General features: G+C 65.0%; 14 protein-coding genes and 1 pseudogene. 8 read left to right on the plus strand and 7 right to left on the minus strand.

Annotated elements, in window-relative coordinates; all coding sequences use genetic code 11:
- Positions 1-127: 127 nt before the first annotated feature.
- Together N5096_RS16290 and N5096_RS01155 are read right to left on the minus strand one after the other, a co-directional pair.
- A pseudogene (locus N5096_RS16290) lies at positions 128-610 on the minus strand (multicopper oxidase domain-containing protein); the annotation flags it as partial.
- Between the two features lie 766 nt (positions 611-1,376).
- Positions 1,377-2,048, minus strand: coding sequence for a helix-turn-helix domain-containing protein (locus tag N5096_RS01155; RefSeq protein ID WP_267662508.1), 672 nt, complete (start codon positions 2,046-2,048; stop codon positions 1,377-1,379).
- Positions 2,049-2,193: 145 nt separating this feature from the next.
- On the opposite strand from N5096_RS01155, the gene N5096_RS01160 reads away from it, so the two are divergent.
- A complete protein-coding gene (locus N5096_RS01160; protein ID WP_267662509.1) occupies positions 2,194-3,009 on the plus strand; it encodes an enoyl-CoA hydratase/isomerase family protein in 816 nt (271 codons plus the stop codon).
- 23 nt (positions 3,010-3,032) lie between these two features.
- Here the strand turns inward: N5096_RS01160 and N5096_RS01165 are convergent, their stop codons facing one another.
- Complete coding sequence (locus N5096_RS01165; protein WP_267662510.1) at positions 3,033-4,172, minus strand: acyl-CoA dehydrogenase family protein; 1,140 nt, start codon at positions 4,170-4,172, stop codon at positions 3,033-3,035.
- 227 nt (positions 4,173-4,399) lie between these two features.
- Between N5096_RS01165 and N5096_RS01170 the strand changes: the two genes are divergently transcribed.
- A complete protein-coding gene (locus tag N5096_RS01170; protein ID WP_267662511.1) occupies positions 4,400-4,942 on the plus strand; it encodes a DUF7342 family protein in 543 nt (180 codons plus the stop codon).
- Here N5096_RS01170 and N5096_RS01175 read toward each other — a convergent pair.
- From N5096_RS01175 to fer, 3 genes are all read right to left on the minus strand, one after another.
- A complete protein-coding gene (locus N5096_RS01175; RefSeq protein WP_267662512.1) occupies positions 4,825-5,646 on the minus strand; it encodes a hypothetical protein in 822 nt (273 codons plus the stop codon). The genes N5096_RS01170 and N5096_RS01175 overlap by 118 nt on opposite strands.
- The gene (locus N5096_RS01180) at positions 5,643-6,983 is read right to left on the minus strand and encodes a protein kinase domain-containing protein (protein WP_267662513.1); all 1,341 of its coding nucleotides are present in this window, start codon (positions 6,981-6,983) and stop codon (positions 5,643-5,645) included. Before N5096_RS01180 ends, N5096_RS01175 begins: the two co-directional genes overlap by 4 nt.
- 915 nt (positions 6,984-7,898) lie before the next feature.
- The gene (gene fer / locus N5096_RS01185; protein ID WP_267662514.1) at positions 7,899-8,543 is read right to left on the minus strand and encodes a ferredoxin Fer; all 645 of its coding nucleotides are present in this window, start codon (positions 8,541-8,543) and stop codon (positions 7,899-7,901) included.
- A gap of 144 nt (positions 8,544-8,687) precedes the next feature.
- Here fer and fen point away from each other — a divergent pair, with 144 nt between their 5' ends.
- From fen to gcvPB, 4 genes are all read left to right on the plus strand, one after another.
- Positions 8,688-9,665: a flap endonuclease-1 gene (gene fen, locus N5096_RS01190; protein ID WP_267662515.1), complete on the plus strand. Its 978-nt coding sequence runs from the start codon at positions 8,688-8,690 to the stop codon at positions 9,663-9,665.
- A gap of 214 nt (positions 9,666-9,879) precedes the next feature.
- Entirely contained in the window at positions 9,880-10,263 is a 384-nt protein-coding gene (gene gcvH, locus N5096_RS01195) for a glycine cleavage system protein GcvH (protein ID WP_267662516.1), read from the plus strand.
- Positions 10,264-10,447: 184 nt separating this feature from the next.
- Entirely contained in the window at positions 10,448-11,767 is a 1,320-nt protein-coding gene (gene gcvPA / locus N5096_RS01200; protein WP_267662517.1) for an aminomethyl-transferring glycine dehydrogenase subunit GcvPA, read from the plus strand.
- A complete protein-coding gene (gcvPB, locus tag N5096_RS01205; RefSeq protein WP_267662518.1) occupies positions 11,768-13,198 on the plus strand; it encodes an aminomethyl-transferring glycine dehydrogenase subunit GcvPB in 1,431 nt (476 codons plus the stop codon).
- Positions 13,199-13,232: 34 nt separating this feature from the next.
- Here the strand turns inward: gcvPB and N5096_RS01210 are convergent, their stop codons facing one another.
- Entirely contained in the window at positions 13,233-13,988 is a 756-nt protein-coding gene (locus tag N5096_RS01210; protein ID WP_267662519.1) for a helix-turn-helix domain-containing protein, read from the minus strand.
- Between the two features lie 206 nt (positions 13,989-14,194).
- On the opposite strand from N5096_RS01210, the gene N5096_RS01215 reads away from it, so the two are divergent.
- Both N5096_RS01215 and N5096_RS01220 read left to right on the plus strand, forming a co-directional pair.
- Positions 14,195-15,112: a decarboxylating 6-phosphogluconate dehydrogenase gene (locus tag N5096_RS01215; RefSeq protein ID WP_267662520.1), complete on the plus strand. Its 918-nt coding sequence runs from the start codon at positions 14,195-14,197 to the stop codon at positions 15,110-15,112.
- Between the two features lie 104 nt (positions 15,113-15,216).
- Complete coding sequence (locus N5096_RS01220; RefSeq protein ID WP_267662546.1) at positions 15,217-15,561, plus strand: DUF5802 family protein; 345 nt, start codon at positions 15,217-15,219, stop codon at positions 15,559-15,561.
- Positions 15,562-15,904: the final 343 nt, after the last annotated feature.

The raw sequence follows: 15,904 nt of genomic DNA on the forward strand, positions 1-15,904 counted from the left end.
CGACACATCCAAGCAAGCCGTCTGAGCGATGCCATATCGCCAGACGGCGTCCATTTCCGGGTTAATCTGGTGGAATATTACAGTAAGAGCGTCCCAGACCGTCGTCACTAGGCGGCAAAACAAGGCATTTGAAGTTGAACGTGGCCGTTTCACCCGGCGCTACCATCGAGGCTTCGGCGCCTCCTCCAGGCCCTCGAACAGCGTGCAGGTCGATGTTGTGCGGCATCGAGTTCGACTCGTCGTTAGTGATAGTGAATTCGACAGTGTCGCCTTGCCGAACTCGAACCATCGGTCCCGGAATCTGCCCGTCAAACGTCATGTACGTGTGCGTCACGCCCGGTTCGACTTCGGCGACGAGCTCTTTCGTCGTCATGTGTTCGCTAACCGTTTTCGGTTGGGATCGGCTGATGGGGTCGGGGATATCGGTCGGGTTTGCAGCGATACGATCCACGTCCGTTTCTTTTGCGGGGTTCATAGATGGGGGAGTTGGCGTTGTACCTTGGTTCTCTGCGGTAGGAGCGTCACAACCCGCGAGTGCGGCGGTTCCACCGACGCCCAGTGCTTGAAGCACACGGCGGCGTGTGGTTGTTGGAACAGTGGTGTCTGTCATATTCAGTCACTTCTCTATCTGCAGGTTCGACCCCAAGCGAGATATAACCACAATCAGGTCCCCACCAACTGGCGATTACGTCGTTTAACGCCGAACATGTTCTCAGAAATAATCTCTGAGACCGTGTTGAATCGCTGTGAAAGTTGAACAGTTACTGTTTGAAAAGGCGGTGGATGTAGGAGACGACACACACCAGTACAATCTGGGCGAGCTCACAGATCCACGACCGCGTTCACGCGGTGAAACCTATCTTTCTTCGAGGAGCGAATCCCGCCGTTTACGGCGGGAGTGAATCGGACAAGTCCTCTACAGACCACGTTCTGACGCTGATGCGGATATTTATGTAGCGTCACGTGGTGGCATGACGAACACCGAGGCGGTTTCACCGCTACCTAACTGCACAATATCGGGACTCCGAGAATCAGACCGTTTGAGACACCCTCTCGAACCGCTGTGGTGTCTCGGTCAAGATACCTCCGAGTCCCCCTGCCGAGGGAGAGGAGTAACGGCGGTGTGGCCCCGTCCTCAGAAATCTTCGACTTCTGATGGGCTGCACGAGAACAGCGTTCTCGTGAACGCCATCGGCTCGTCATGCCGACGAGTCGTCAACCAGCAAATATCCCAACCCGGCGGTACGGTACCGTGGGAAGCCCCGTCGTTTACCACGGGGAGGAGGTCAAGTCTCGCCTCCCAGAGGATCCGGTCAGATGTCGCAGGAGTAGTCCCAATCGGCCCCAGCTTGCCACAAATTGGTGATACCGTCGACTTACGTATCGGTTCCCACACTGGGGCCGACCTCGATCGGATTTCGGGGGAGATCGTCGACGAATTCCCGGACGATTGTTCGTTCGACGCGTTGGAGGGTCTCGCTGCACGTGGATTTCGCGATTCCGACGTGTTCAGCGACCTCCGTTAGCGTACAGGTACGTGGTACGTCGTAGTAGCCGCGTTCGACCGCTTCGAACAACACTTCTCGCTGCCGTTCAGTGAGCGATTCACCCGGATTCACTCGTTGCTGAACGTACTTGACGTCAAACTCCGCGCCGACGGCTTGGAGCATATTCCCGAAGTCGGCAACGCGCTCGTGGGCGCCAGTGACATCGATCCGAGCCACTCCGTCCTCTATCTCGACGGGCATCTCGATCGGGATGCCAGCTTGCTGTGCGGCCGCCATCAACAGCGGTGCGCGCGCCTCAACCTGAACGGTGACGACCCCCTCGCTCAACGCCATTACCGACACTTCCTCGATCGTGTCGTGAGCGTCTATCGCGTCCAGAATCCCGTCGATGTCGCCAGCGGTGATCTTCACGAGCGCGAACCCCGCACCGTCTCCGGGGGTCGCAGTAAGTACCTGGATCCGCGCCTCCGGGAACGCCCGAGAGATCTCACCAACCCACGGTCCATCCGGGAGATCAACGTTGAGTCGTGCCTGTGCCATACCGTTCATTCGCCGTCACAGGGGAAATGGATTCGTCTTTATTGCGGGCAAACGATGCCGCGAACTCGTTGTTGACGAGATCGCGTGACTGGTCCGGTTAGTAATATCCGAACAGCGAGTGATCTTGTCCGCGACCCATACCTATTTGTCCGAAGTCGGGAGACCTGAACTCATGACCAGATACGACGATATCAGCTACGCGGTGACCGGCGGGATCGCGACGATCACGATTGAGCGCCCGGACGTGTACAATGCGTTCACACGCGATACGATCCTCGAACTTAACGAAGCCGCTCGGACCGCAGAGGCGGACGACAACGTGTACGCCGTGGTACTGACGGGTTCGGGGGCGGGGTTTTGCTCGGGTGCCGATACGACCGACATGCCGAACTGGGACACACAATCGCCGGAGGAGTACGGCGCGTTCCTCTGGCTGATCCAGCAGTTTGTCTGGAAGCTCCGGACGATGGCGACGCCGTCTGTCGCGGCGGTTAACGGCCCGGCCATCGGCGCGGGTTGCGATTTCGCGCTGGCGTGTGACCTGCGCGTCGTCGGCGAAGGCGGCGTCATGCGCGAGGGGTTCGTCAACGTCGGACTCGTTCCCGGTGACGGCGGCGCGTGGCTCCTACCGCGGCTCGTCGGGGAGTCGAAGGCCCGCGAATATCTCCTGACAGGACGAGATATCACCCCCGGGGATGCGGTTGATATCGGGCTCGCCGTCGAGTTGGCCGACGACGCACTTGAGGCGGCGGGCGAGCTTGCCGCGGAGATTCGCGATAAGCCTGCGACGGCGGTGCAACACACTAACCGACTCATCGATCCGCAGCGGAGTTTTGACGAGTACTGTCGAGAAGCGGCGGCCTTCCAGTGGGAGTGCGTCGTCGATCCGGAACACACCGAGGCAGTGGCGGCGTTCAACGACAATCGGGAGCCAGAATACGATCGACCGACCGAGGACTGAGCCGGGAGCCGGCGGAACGACGCCTACCGTTCGGACACCGCCGGCAGACCATCGGCTTTCAGCGCACGAGCGATGGTATTCAGCTGCATCTCGTCAGTGCCGGCGGCGATTCGGCGGCTCCGTGCGAACCGGTAGAGATACTCGAGCGGGTGACCTTGCTGGTACGCTCGGGCACCGACAACCTGAACGGCTTCGCTGACGACTTCTTCGGCGATTTGCGAACAGTGAAGCTTGGCGGTCGAGGTGCGGAGGCGAGACGGAGGCTCCTCGTGCCCCTGCGCGCCGGCGGCACAGCCGTAAATAAGGGACGCAGCCGTCTCGACGTTCCGATACATCTCTGCGATCTTCCATTCGATCCCTTGGAACTCATCAAGCTTCTGTTCGAACTGCTCGCGCTCGCTCGCGTACGCTAAGGCGCGATCGAGTGCCGTCGCGGCCCAAGCAACGGTGAGTGCCGAGCTACCGAGCCGCTCCCAATTGAGCGAGATCAGCTGGCGCTTGAACGCGTCTTTTCCGCGAGTGAGGACGTGGTCGTCCGGAATCACGACGTCGTTGATGCTGAACCGGGTCTGCGCGTAGCCGGCCATATTCGTGTACACCTCTTCAATCTCGACGCCGTCGTCATCGTACGGGATCACGACCGAGCCGAGCCCCTCCGGAAACCGGACCCACGTGACTGCCGCATCCCCGAAGGGAACACCGCCGACCCATGTTTTCTCTCCGTTACACACCAGTGTTCCGTCTTCTTCGGTGACGGTCGTCGACATGTTATTCACGTCCGATCCCGCCTGGGGCTCGGAGATCGCGATGGAGACGAAGCTCTCGCCAGCGGTCACTGCCGGCAGGTACTCGGACTTCACGGCCTCGGATCCGAACAGGTCGATTGCTCGCGGCCCGACCATGCTTTGCATGTAGGTGAACCACCCGGTGTCCGGACACGCGCGGCCGACCGCCTCGATCAGCAGCAGGGCCGCCAAGTCAGACCGTCCCTGCCCGCCGTATTCCTCTGAGATGGATGGACAGTAAAGGTCCTTCTCGGCCAGTCGTTGGAGGTTCTCCCACGGCACCGATCCCTCCCACGTGTACGCGTCGTCCGTGAACTCCTCAGCGACCGCCTCTGCACGCGCAGCGTAATCGCGCTGGTCGACGGTGAACACTGTCATTACGCATGATTACAAATCGGGGATAATAAACCGACCGTTGCGTGTATCTGATACATCAGTTGCGCTGGCGGATACCGACATGTGATCCGTCTGCCGCGGAGAGACAGCGGGAGTCGACATAACGACCGGCGTGTCCTGTCCGAGTGGCGGGGGAACGCATCTCACACCAGACTCACAGATATTTGATCGATACAAAATATATTGACACACCTTCCGTAGAAGCTTCCATGAGCGAGTTCGATCCGGGTCCTGATCCAGCGACGGGGACTCCACGGTGGCAGGACGGAACCGATACGTTCGGCCGCGTCTGCGATGTGGTCCTCGGTCTCACGTCACCGACGACGTACACGGGGGTCGCAGAGCTCGCAAACTGCTCTCCGAACGCAGCAAAAAAGCACCTCGATCGCCTCGCGGAGATGGGTATCGCCCGCGCTGGTCGTGACAGTCGCCCGGCCACGTACGAGCGATATAAAGCCTATCTCGAATGGCAAGAGGCGAGTCGGATCGCCACCGACCTTTCTATCGATGCGATCATCGACCGTGTCGAAGCGCTTGAACAACGACGGACGGAGTACGAAGCCGAATTCGGCACTACCGACCCAGCCACTGTTGCGGTGTTCGACGCCGACAGTGCCAGTAGCTGTTGCCCGCCTCAGCCAGCCGCCCCACTGGCCGCATCTGCGCTGCGTTTCAGGCGAATTATCAGGCTGATGAGAAACGTTCCGACCATGACTAAGAGCACGTTGACAGCCCCGTCGACAGCGGATTGAGGAGCTGCAAGGACGACCGCGCTTTGGGTAATAGCCACTGCGCCAACGCTGAGGATGACGGCAATTGTGTACGTGACAGTGACATCGAGCACAGTACCGTGGGTGAGTCGACGGGTACGGATCGCCTGCCCGAACGAAACACCATAAATCGTAAACGCGGCAGCTGCGAGTCCGAGGATCGCCTGTCCGATTCCTGTCGGGGCGATCAGGACAACAACTGGGAACTGTACCAGTATAAGTAAAATAAACCCGGTTTCGATCCGGCGTGCTGTTGAGAGGGATAACCGGTCGCCTTCGTTAGGAGTCACCGGTTGTGCGTAGTACAGTTCCCGTAGCGACAACGCAAGGAATACCACGAAGAATAGTTGTGCGAGCAGCCTGAACGCCCTAACTACCGTTCCGGCGTTCGGCGTAACCAGCTCAGTAATCAGCAGCACTGCGTAGACGCCGCCGACTGTCGTCGACAGGGCGACATACCGCCACACGAGCGTGTCGTGTGTCTCGTGTCTCGCGTTTGCGAGCGCATACCATGTTGTCCCGAGACAGGCGACTAACACGAGTACCGCCGCAACGAACCGGGTGACTCCGGTCCCAGAGACACCGGGCGACGTGGTTGCAAGTCCAGATACAGCGCCTATCACGTTTTGGAACCCAGAAACGCTAGCCACAGAGCTAATCACGCCCACGAGACCCGTATCGCTCATCTGTCTCCCGCCGCCACTAAGTCGCGTTTGAGCGCCGCAGCAGACGCGTATCGTTCCATTTTTGCCGTCCTGAGGCACTTTATCAGGGTCGTCGACAGTTCTTCAGGCACGTCGGGAGCGACTGCTGTCACAGGGCGGATCTCCCCGCTATCACGGGCCGGTGGGCGGCCGGTTAGCAACTCATATCCGATGGCTCCAGCCCCGTACATATCGCTCGCGGTGTCGACACCTCCAAACCGGTCGGGCGAGACGTGTTCCGGCGCGGCGTACCGACGCGGAACGCTGGTGTGAGAATCCGTCGAGCTGAACAAATTGCCGAGCTGCCAGTCGTCAATCCGAGGGTACTTCCACGTGTCGGCCTCTTCGACGGCTTCCACAAACGTGACTGCGCCCGGGTGAAGGCCACCGTGTAAGACCCCGGTGGCGTGTGCGTACGAGAGCGCGTCGGCGATCCGGCACAACACCCACCGCGCTTCCGGCGGCGATAGCGGCGTGTTCCGGTCTGCGAGTGATCCGGTGACGCTCCGCTCGGTAATGAGCCACGGTGTCGGCCTAGTGCCATGATCGATAACGGTGGCGACTGTATCGTGGTCGTCGATCCGACACCATCGGTTCACAGCACTCCGGAACGCGTCATAGTCGGCACCATCGATCGCTTCTGATCTACGTCGAGTCCCGGTAAATTCTCGACCGTCTACGGAGACCTGGACTACGACATCTAATCCCCCTCCAATTTTTGTCTCCGACACGACCGGTTCGTACGCGGTCAGCGATCGATCGAGCCGCGGTGGCTTCGACGGTGGATCGGAAGGTGGACGACCGATCGGGCTATCCGGCTCCACGCCGGAGCCAGACTCCCGGTCGTCGGGTTCATGAAGCCCTTTATCCGCTTCTGTATCGATTGCCTCGACTTCTGGATCCGTTTCATCTCCCTCGTCACTGATGACCGTCCCATCGGATCCGAACTCCGGCGGCCGGTAGCCGGCAACGATATAACGTCCGACGAGCTGATCGATTGTTTCTTCTTCGATCGCTCCGTTAATAATCTCAGTAACGGCCTCGGGGTTGTATTCGCCGATGACCGAAAGCGTCCGGAGGACGTCCGACTGAGCGTCGGCATCACGGAGTACCCGACGGAATTGCCCGGTACAGTGGTCTGCAAGCGATGGCGTCTCCACGATAACGAACCGGGTCGCCCATGATGCGGCGCGCCGAATCTCGTGGTCGTCATGCCCCAACTGCGCGACTAGTCGAGTAGTTCGTGCGGCGTCAAATGACTCCGGATCAGTGAGCGCCGGTGTGAGCAGTTCATCCGGTGTCGGGTTAGGCGGAATCATCTGATCGAGACAACGCAATCGTCGCTGTGCGTTTCCCTATACAAGCGGTGACACCGTCCTCGCGCTGGAGCGTTAGGATTTCTTTGCTGGACAGCGGGTCGTTTCTGTCCACTTAAAAGTAATTCAACCGAAACAACAGCGGTCTTGGCTGTGACTTGTGAGTAGTCCGCCGTATCTTCAACCTGAGGCGTGGTATGTCTGAGTGTCCGTCTGCGCCTCATAGGCCATACCCTTGAGCCAACTCAACTACTGGGGTTGAATAGATGGCTGACGCAGGCTTATGTTTTGCTGACGGCGACCTCGATACGACACCAGTTTTCATCTGATGGACTCACGTGAACTACCCCACCCTGCTCGCGCTGATGCGCTCGCTGGGGGTGGGGCTTCCTGCTTCCATGACGCACTTTGCAGGAACCGGAGTGGTTCCCGTAGGGAGCGCAGTCTCCACAGGCGTTAACGAATTGCTGTGCGATTTGTTCGCACACCAGAAATCTTCGATTTCTGGGGACGTTGATTCGGAGTGTCCCACTCCGAATTGCTCGACGGGACTATTCCGTGGGACAACGCACGCTTCTTGTCGCGTTTGAACGCTGTCCGTGTCCGTCAGCTTCGCAAGGAACGAGCCGTTCCGAACGGAACAGCGAGTGAGTCGAAGCCAACGGGTCGGAACGCCCATCTTGGTCGTTTGTTCAGCGGTCGACAATATAAATGCTTGCGTGGGCCTGTGGGCCTGCAACCGTATCGCTGTGTGAGTAGGCGATGACGGCGCTATATCGCCATCCTACTCCGCTCCCTTCGGTCGCTCCGTTGAGGGTGGGACTTAGCGCCTACATTCAGCTAACGGTGTACTGACAGAGTAATAAATAGCCGTGATTGAGGTTTCTCTTATAAATGCGGCGACGGTTACGGGCCCGACTATCGCCGAGTGAACGGTCCCGGCGGGAGGATGAGGTCGTCGAGCTCGGCGAGGTGTTTCACGTTGAAGACGACCTTCAGCTCGTCGCTCACCGGGTAGCCGTTACACGAGAGCCGGAACCCTCGCTCCGTGAGGTCGTCGGGCATGACGTGGTTGGCCGGCTGGGAGAGCTCGCCCTCGACGAGGTACACCGCGCAGTTCGCGCAGGCGCCGCCGCGACAGGAGAACGGCCAGCCGAACCCGCGGTTCTCGGCCGCCTCCAGCAGGCTCTCGTCCGGCCGGACGAGCAGACGCCCGTGTTCGCTCGCGCCGAGGTGGGCGTGCGACGCCTTCCGGAACAGGTCGTCGTCGTCGAGCGACCACCCGTAGTCTGCGAGGGCGTCGTAGTCGAGGAACTCGACGCGCACCGGCTCCACCTCGGCGGCGTCGCCCTCCTCGTCGCTCAGATCGACGTCGGCGGCGTCGACGCCGCCGTTTCGGCCCCGCTCGTCGATCTCGCGGTAGGCGCGCCTGACGAGCTGGAACTCCTCGACCGTTCCGCCCTGATCCGGGTGGGCTTCCTTCACCCGGTCTCGGTAGGCGCGCTCGACCGCGGCCTCGTCTGCGTCCTCGTCGACGTCCAACACCTCGAACGGCGAGACCATTCGCTACCGAATCGTAGTCGGCTGAGGCACATAAACGCCCCACAAGCCGGCAGCGCGGGGAGGCGGCCCGGCGGGGCGCTCGCCGTGACGGGCCACCGCCCGCGAGTCGATGGTTTAAGAGCCGCGACGCCGAGAGATCGAGGCATGGGAAACGCGGACCTACGCGACCTCGCGGCGATCCGGGACGTCGCCTTCGAGGAGATCGAGGGGAGCGTCGTCGCCGTCGACGCGCACAACTGGCTGTACCGGTACCTCACGACGACAGTCAAGTGGACGTCCGACGAGGCGTACACCACCGCCGACGGCGTCGAGGTCGCGAACCTGATCGGCGTCGTGCAGGGGCTCCCGAAGTTCTTCGAACACGACCTGATCCCCGTGATGGTGTTCGACGGAGCGGTGACGGATTTAAAAGCCGACGAGGTCGCAGATCGGCGCGAGAAGCGCGAGCGGGCGGAGGCGAAACGGGCCGCGGCCGAGGAGCGCGGCGACGCCGTGGAGGCCGCCCGGCTCGAGGCCCGCACCCAGCGGCTCACCGACGCGATCCAGGAGACCACTCGGGAGTTGCTTCGCCTGCTCGACGTGCCGATCGTCGAGGCCCCGGCCGAGGGGGAGGCGCAGTGCGCCCACATGGCGTCGACCGGGACGGTCGACCACGCCGGCAGCGAGGACTACGACACTCTGCTGTTCGGCGCCCCGACGACGCTCCGACAGCTCACCAGCAAGGGGGACCCGGAGCTGATGGACCTCGCGGCGACGATCGACGAGCTCGGGCTGGACCGGCGGGGGCTGATCGACGTCGCGATGCTGTGCGGGACCGATTTCAACGAGGGCGTCCACGGCGTCGGACCGAAGACCGCGGTGAAGGCGGTGAAAGAGCACGGCGACCTGTGGGGCGCCCTCGACGCCCGGGGCGCCGAGATCCCGAACGCCGACGAGATCCGCGAGCTGTTCGCGGACCCGCCGGCGACCGACGTCGACGTCGACGTCGACGTGAACCCCGACGTGGCGGCCGCCCGCGCGTACGTCGTCGACGAGTGGGGCGTCGCGGCCGACGAGGTCGAGCGCGGGTTCGAGCGGATCGAGGAGTCGCAGGTCCAGACCGGGCTCGACCGCTGGTCGTGACCGCCGGGCCGGCGCCGCGGTGGCCGCGAACATACCTTTTATTTCCCCGTCGCCGGAAGGGTGAGCCACACGTGTCGTGGACTGCCTCTCGACGGCGAATTCCGCCGGTCGACGACCGGCACGGACGGGTCCGGCGGGCCCGCCCGGCCAAGCGGCGTGCGACGGCCGGCCCACGCCCGCCGGACCGAGTGTCCCACGACGGCCCCTTTCACCAATGAGCTTCGAAGTGCCCGACGAGTTACGGTACCTGGAATCGCACGAGTGGACCACGAGCGGCGGCGACACCGTCCGCGTCGGCGTCTCCGACTTCGCGCAGGACGAACTCGGCGACGTCGTCTTCGTCGAGCTCCCCGAGGTCGGCGACGACGTCGCCGCCGACGAGCCGTTCGGCGTCGTCGAATCGATCAAGGCCGTCTCCGACCTGTACGCCCCCGTTTCGGGCGAGGTCGTCGCCGTCAACGAGGCGCTGTTCGACCGGCCGGAGCTGGTCAACGAGGACCCGTACGGCGACGGGTGGATGCTCGAGGTCGACCCGACCGAGGGCGGCGACGCCGAGGCGCTCCTCGACGCCGACGAGTACGACGCGCAGATCGCGTGACGACCGACGACGCGCAGATCGCGTGACGGACGACGCGCGGAGCACGTAACGAACCGGTCCCGGACGCGGGACCCACGAGCGGACACACCACCATGACCACGCCAGCCTTCGACGGACGACCCGGAACCGGACGACAGAGCGACTGCGGACGCGCGGGAACGAGCCGACGCGCGGGAGCGAACCAATGAGCGGAACGCCCTACGCGCCGCACACGGACGACGAGACCGCGGCGATGCTCTCGGCGGTCGGCGTCGACGACGAGGAGGCGCTGTTCGACATCCCCCCCGACGTCGCCTTCGACGGCGAGCTCGGGATCGAACCGCGGACGGAGCGAGAGATCCGCGCGGAGTGCTCGCGGATCTTCGGCCGGAACGACGACCTGACCGAGTTCCTCGGGCGCGGCCACTACGGCCACTACGTGCCGAGCGTCGTCGACCACCTCTCCGACCGCGCCGAGTTCCTCACGAGCTACACCCAGTACCAGCCGGAGATCTCGCAGGGGTTCCTCCAGGCGCTGTTCGAGTACCAGTCGCTGCTCGTGGAGCTGACCGGGCTCCCGGTCGCGAACTGCTCGATGTACGACGCTGCGACCGCGCTCGGCGAGGCCGCGACGCTCGCGGACCGCGTCCGGTCGACCTCGGGCGACGTCGTCCTCGTCCCCGGACAGCTCCGCGAGGGGAAGCGAGCGGTCCTGGAGAACTACTGCGACGGCGCCGACCTGACCGTCGAGTCGTACCCGACGACCGACGGCAACGCCGACGTCGACGCGCTCGCCGACCGCGTCGGCGACGACGTCGTCATGGTGTACGCCGAGAACCCGACGGTCCGCGGCTGCGTTGAGGAGCGTCTCGAGGCGGTCGGCGACGTCGCTGCCGACGGCGACGCGCTGTTCGTCCTCGGGTCCGACGTAGTCTCGCTTGCGGTCTTGGAGGAGCCAGCGAGCGTCGGCGCCGACGTCGTCGTCGGCGAGGCGAGCGCGCTCGGACTCCCGACCGCCTACGGGATGGGCCTCGGGATCTTCGCCTGCAGCGACGAGTTCCTCAGGCAGGTGCCGGGACGGCTCGTCGGCGCGAGCGAGGACGCCGACGGCGACCGCGCGTTCACGCTCACGCTTCAGACCCGCGAACAGCACATCCGCAAGGAGCGCGCGACTTCGAACATCTGCACGAACCAGGCGTGGGTCGCGCTCCGCGCCGCGATCCACGCGGCGACCCTTGGGCCGGCCGGCCTCGTCGACCTCGCGAACGACTGCGTCCGCGAGGCGGCCGCGCTCGCCGACCGGCTCGACGAGGTGCGGGGAGCGACCGCACCGGTCCATGACCGCCACCACGTCCGGGAGTTCGCCGTCCGCGTCGACCAGCCGGCAGCGCCGATCGGCGAGGACTTAGAGGCCGAGGGGTTCGCCGTCCACGTCGTCGGCGAGCACCTCCTGCAGGTGTGCGTCACCGACCTGAACGCGGACCGGACCGACGAGCTGGTCGCAGCGTTCGACGAGGTGATCTGAGTGATCCACGACCAGGCTAACTACGAGCGCGACGGCGAGGAGGTCCGGGAGCCGCTCCTCTCGGAGAAGGGCGAGGAGACGGTCGACGTGACCGACGAGTCGCCGCTCCCGGACGACCTGACGCGCGACGAACTCACGCTCCCCGCGCCCTCCGAGCCGGAGATCGCCCGCCACTACACCCGCCTCTCGCAGATGAACTGGGCGATCGACGCCGGGCCGTACCCCCTCGGGAGCTGCACGATGAAGTACAACCCCAAGTTCACCGAGGACGTCGCCGCCGACCCGAACGCGGCGGTCCACCCGGACCGCTCCGAGCGGTCGACGCAGGGGAACCTGGAGCTCCAGTACCGCCTCCAGGAGTTCCTCGCCGAGATCGGCGGGATGGACGCCGTGACCCTCCAGCCGCCGGCGGGCGCGGCCGGCGAGCTCACGGGGATCCTCGTCACGAAGGCGTACCACGAGCACCACGGCAACGACCGGTCCGAGGTCGTGATCCCGGCCTCCGCCCACGGGACGAACTTCGCGACCGCCGCGACCGCCGGCTACGACGTGGTTGAGCTCCCCTCCGGTGACGACGGCCGTGTCGACGTCGAGGCGCTGGAGGCGGCCGTCGGCGACGACACGGCCGCGCTCATGCTCACGAACCCGAACACGGTCGGGCTCTTCGAGCGCGACATCACGGAGATCGCCGACATCGTCCACGACGCGGGCGGGCTGCTCTACTACGACGGGGCGAACCTCAACGCTCTGCTCGGCCGCGGCCGCCCGGGCGACATGGGGTTCGACGTGATGCATTACAATGTCCACAAGACGTTCGCGACCCCGCACGGGGGCGGGGGCCCCGGCGCCGGCCCGGTCGGCGTCGTCGACGAACTGGCGGAGTTCCTCCCGGCCCCGCAGGTCCGCGAGAACGAGAACGTCAGCGGGTACGAGCGCTTCGAGCCCGACCACACCATCGGGAAGGTCCACGGGTTCACCGGCAACTGGCTCGTCCTCGTCAAGGCGTACGCGTACATCGCTCGCCTGGGCGACGAGGGGCTCTCGGACGCCGCCGCGAAAGCCGTGTTGAACGCGAACTACCTCGCCGAACGGATCGATCTCGACGTGCCGCACGGGCCCTTCCACCACGAGTTCGCGGCGACGGCGGGCGAGCGCGACGCCGCCGACGTCGCGAAGCGCATGCTCGACTTCGGCGTCCACCCGCCGACGACGAAGTGGCCCGAGATGGTGCCCGAGGCGATGCTGACGGAGCCGACCGAGATCGAGGGGCAGTCCTCGCTCGACGACCTCGCCGAGGCGTTTAATCTCGCGTACGCCGACACCGACGAGGCGCTCGACGCGGCCCCCGGCCGGACCGCCGCGAGCCGGATCGACCAGGTCTCCGCCGCGCGGAACCCGCGGCTCTCGTGGCAGGCGCTCGACGGGGAGTAGGGCGGCTCGGGGGACGAGTCCGTGCCCCGATCGGCTACGGCCTCCTGGCCGTCACGCCGGTCCGATCGGGGCTGTGCGGCGCGTCGCCGTCGACGCCGTCGTCCGGCTCGTCGACCGACGAGGGCGAGACCGCGGGCGGGGACTCGGTCTCGGAACCGTCGGCCTCGAACGGCTCCTCCCGCTCGACGAACCGGCGCAACACCTGTCCTTCGGCGCGGTGAAGCGTCTCGCTGCAGGTCGACTTCGCGATGTCGCGGTCGGCGGCGAGTTCGGTGAGGGTACACTCCCGCGGCGTGTCGTAGTACCCCGCCTCGATCGCGGCCCGGACGAGCTCGCCCTGGGCCTCGGTGAGGATCGGCTCCGGCTCGTTTCCCCCGGCCGATTCCACCGTGGCGCCCGCGGTCGCGAGCCGGCGGCCGAACGCGGAGAGCCGCTCGCGGTCGTCGACCACGACCAGCGTCGCCCGCCCGTCCGCGACCTCGACCGGGCCCTCGACGGGAACGCCGGCGCGTCGCGCGGCCGCGACGTAGGACGGCGCGGGGGCGGCGACGCGGGCAACCGTCTCGCTCCTCCCCCGTTCGACGACTTCGACCCGGTCCACGTCGCCGCGGTCGCGGAGCGCGTCGACGGCGGCGGCGCGGCCGACTCCCGCCGCCGTCAGCGCGGTGACGTCGCCCTCGTCCGCGGTCACTGTCCCGGTCACGCGGAGCGTCGTCTCCGGAGAGGACCGCGAGACCTCGCCGAGCCAAGAGCCGTCCGGGAGGTCGAGGCGCAGCCGCGTCCGACTCATCGTTCCCACCTCGGGGCCGCCGTCCTACTGTCGTCTCGAGACATACATACACGTGCTACGTCGCCCCGATCCCTCCTGCTGTCTCTTCATTTGTTTCGGGGTTAAGTGAACGTCCGGGGCCCGCGGCCGCTTGACCGGGATCGACGGACGACCTCCGCCCCGACCGAACCGGAACCACTACGGCGGGCGGTCGCCACCCCTCCCGCATGGAACTCGGCGTCATCGGACTCGGACGGATGGGACAGATCGTCGCGAACCGATCGATGGACGCGGGCCACGACGTGGTCGTCTTCGACCTCTCGGCGGAGGCGACGGCGACCGCGGCGGAGAACGGCGCGGAGCCCGCGAACTCCGTCGGAGACCTCTGCGAGCGCTTGAACGGCGGTGGCGGAGGCGGCAAGCGGATCTGGCTCATGGTGCCCGCCGGCGACCCGGTCGACGCCACCCTCGCCGACCTGGAGCCGCACCTCGACGCCGACGACGTCGTCGTCGACGGGGGGAACTCGCAGTTCCAGGAGTCGGTCCGGCGCGCCGAGGAGACGGACGCCGCCTACCTCGACTGCGGCACCTCTGGCGGTCCGGCGAGCGCCGAGGAGGGCTTCTCGCTGATGGTCGGCGGCCCGGCGTGGGCCTACGAGGCGATGGTGCCCGTCTTCGACGCGGTCGCGACCGGCCCGGCCGGCCACGACCGGATGGGCGAGTCGGGGGGTGGCCACTACGTAAAGATGGTCCACAACGGCGTGGAGTACGCGCTGATGCAGGCGTACGGCGAGGGGTTCGAGCTGCTCACCGAGGGGCGGTACGACCTCGACATGGAGACCGTGGCGCGCACGTGGAACAACGGCGCCGTGATCCGGTCGTGGCTCCTCGAGCTGTGCGAGGAGGCGTTCCGCGAGGAGGGCTCCGACCTGAGCGACGTCGCCGACCACGTCGCTGGCGGGTCGACGGGCACGTGGACCGTCCGGGAGGCGCTCGAACAGGAGGTGCCGGTACCGCTCATCTATCAGGCGCTCGCGGAGCGGTTCGACTCGCGGAACGAGGGCCGCTTCTCGCGGCGGCTCGCGAACCGGCTGCGGTACGGGTTCGGTCGCCACGAGGTCGCGCGGCGGTCCGACGGGGAGTAGCGACGCCGCGAAGAGGCGAGATTCGCGGAATTGCCGATTCTCAGGTTCGACCGCGGGCCGGGCAACGCTTATATAGTGCCATGTTAGAGGATATCATGCATAGCATGTTCGAGCGATTCTCAAGCGGATACTACCTGGGGGAACTGTACGTCGAGCCCCACGGCGGCGACCGCGCCGTCATCCAGCGGGCCGACCACGAGCACGTCAACGAGCAGCTGTACGCGGACGGCGAGGGCGTCGAGCGGCTCGACGCGCCCCTCGTCATGAAGGTCGGCGGCGGCCACATCCCGGTCGCCGGGGACGAGGACGTGCCGAGCGGGACGCTCGCGCTGCCCCAGGAACTCGCGGACGAGACGCTCCCGGACCGGAAGAACGTGCTGCTGGCGGACGCGGACCGGGCGGAGACGCTGCTCCGCTGGGAGGGTTGGGAGCCGTTCGCGAACGCGTGATACGAGAATACGGAGTTGGTTTTCCGTGTCGGTGCCGTTTATACGTTTTAAATAGCTAACAGCGGATCGGTGGGGAACAGATCTGAAGCCCCAGCCGCTCGCTTATAAGTAATCGAATACGGATCGGCGGCGAACACCTCCAAAGCCCCAGCCACTCATTTATAAATGATTAACTGTAGATCGATGGCGATCTCCTCCAAAGCCCCAGTCGCGAGGACTCGGTGCGCTCGTTGCGGTCCTCAGTCGCTCGCGTTGCTCGCTCCTTGCGGTCCTTACGTCGCGCGCCTTCGTCCTCGCGACTGCCCCTTTGAATCCCACCCGCACAGCACCGCAACCGCGCCTC

It is taken from the genome of Halorubrum yunnanense (assembly GCF_026586675.1).
GTDB classification, from domain to species: Archaea; Halobacteriota; Halobacteria; order Halobacteriales; family Haloferacaceae; genus Halorubrum; species Halorubrum yunnanense.

What these genes read in the sequence shown, in the direction of transcription:
- N5096_RS01210 (WP_267662519.1), bottom strand. Translation starts at nt 13,988, where the DNA reads ATGAGTCGGACGCGGCTGCGCCTCGACCTCCCGGACGGCTCTTGGCTC.
- N5096_RS01165 (WP_267662510.1), bottom strand. Translation starts at nt 4,172, where the DNA reads ATGACAGTGTTCACCGTCGACCAGCGCGATTACGCTGCGCGTGCAGAG.
- gcvPA (WP_267662517.1), top strand. Translation starts at nt 10,448, where the DNA reads ATGAGCGGAACGCCCTACGCGCCGCACACGGACGACGAGACCGCGGCG.
- N5096_RS01215 (WP_267662520.1), top strand. Translation starts at nt 14,195, where the DNA reads ATGGAACTCGGCGTCATCGGACTCGGACGGATGGGACAGATCGTCGCG.
- N5096_RS01180 (WP_267662513.1), bottom strand. Translation starts at nt 6,983, where the DNA reads ATGATTCCGCCTAACCCGACACCGGATGAACTGCTCACACCGGCGCTC.
- N5096_RS01170 (WP_267662511.1), top strand. Translation starts at nt 4,400, where the DNA reads ATGAGCGAGTTCGATCCGGGTCCTGATCCAGCGACGGGGACTCCACGG.
- gcvH (WP_267662516.1), top strand. Translation starts at nt 9,880, where the DNA reads ATGAGCTTCGAAGTGCCCGACGAGTTACGGTACCTGGAATCGCACGAG.
- N5096_RS01155 (WP_267662508.1), bottom strand. Translation starts at nt 2,048, where the DNA reads ATGGCACAGGCACGACTCAACGTTGATCTCCCGGATGGACCGTGGGTT.
- fen (WP_267662515.1), top strand. Translation starts at nt 8,688, where the DNA reads ATGGGAAACGCGGACCTACGCGACCTCGCGGCGATCCGGGACGTCGCC.
- N5096_RS01220 (WP_267662546.1), top strand. Translation starts at nt 15,217, where the DNA reads ATGTTCGAGCGATTCTCAAGCGGATACTACCTGGGGGAACTGTACGTC.
- fer (WP_267662514.1), bottom strand. Translation starts at nt 8,543, where the DNA reads ATGGTCTCGCCGTTCGAGGTGTTGGACGTCGACGAGGACGCAGACGAG.
- N5096_RS01175 (WP_267662512.1), bottom strand. Translation starts at nt 5,646, where the DNA reads ATGAGCGATACGGGTCTCGTGGGCGTGATTAGCTCTGTGGCTAGCGTT.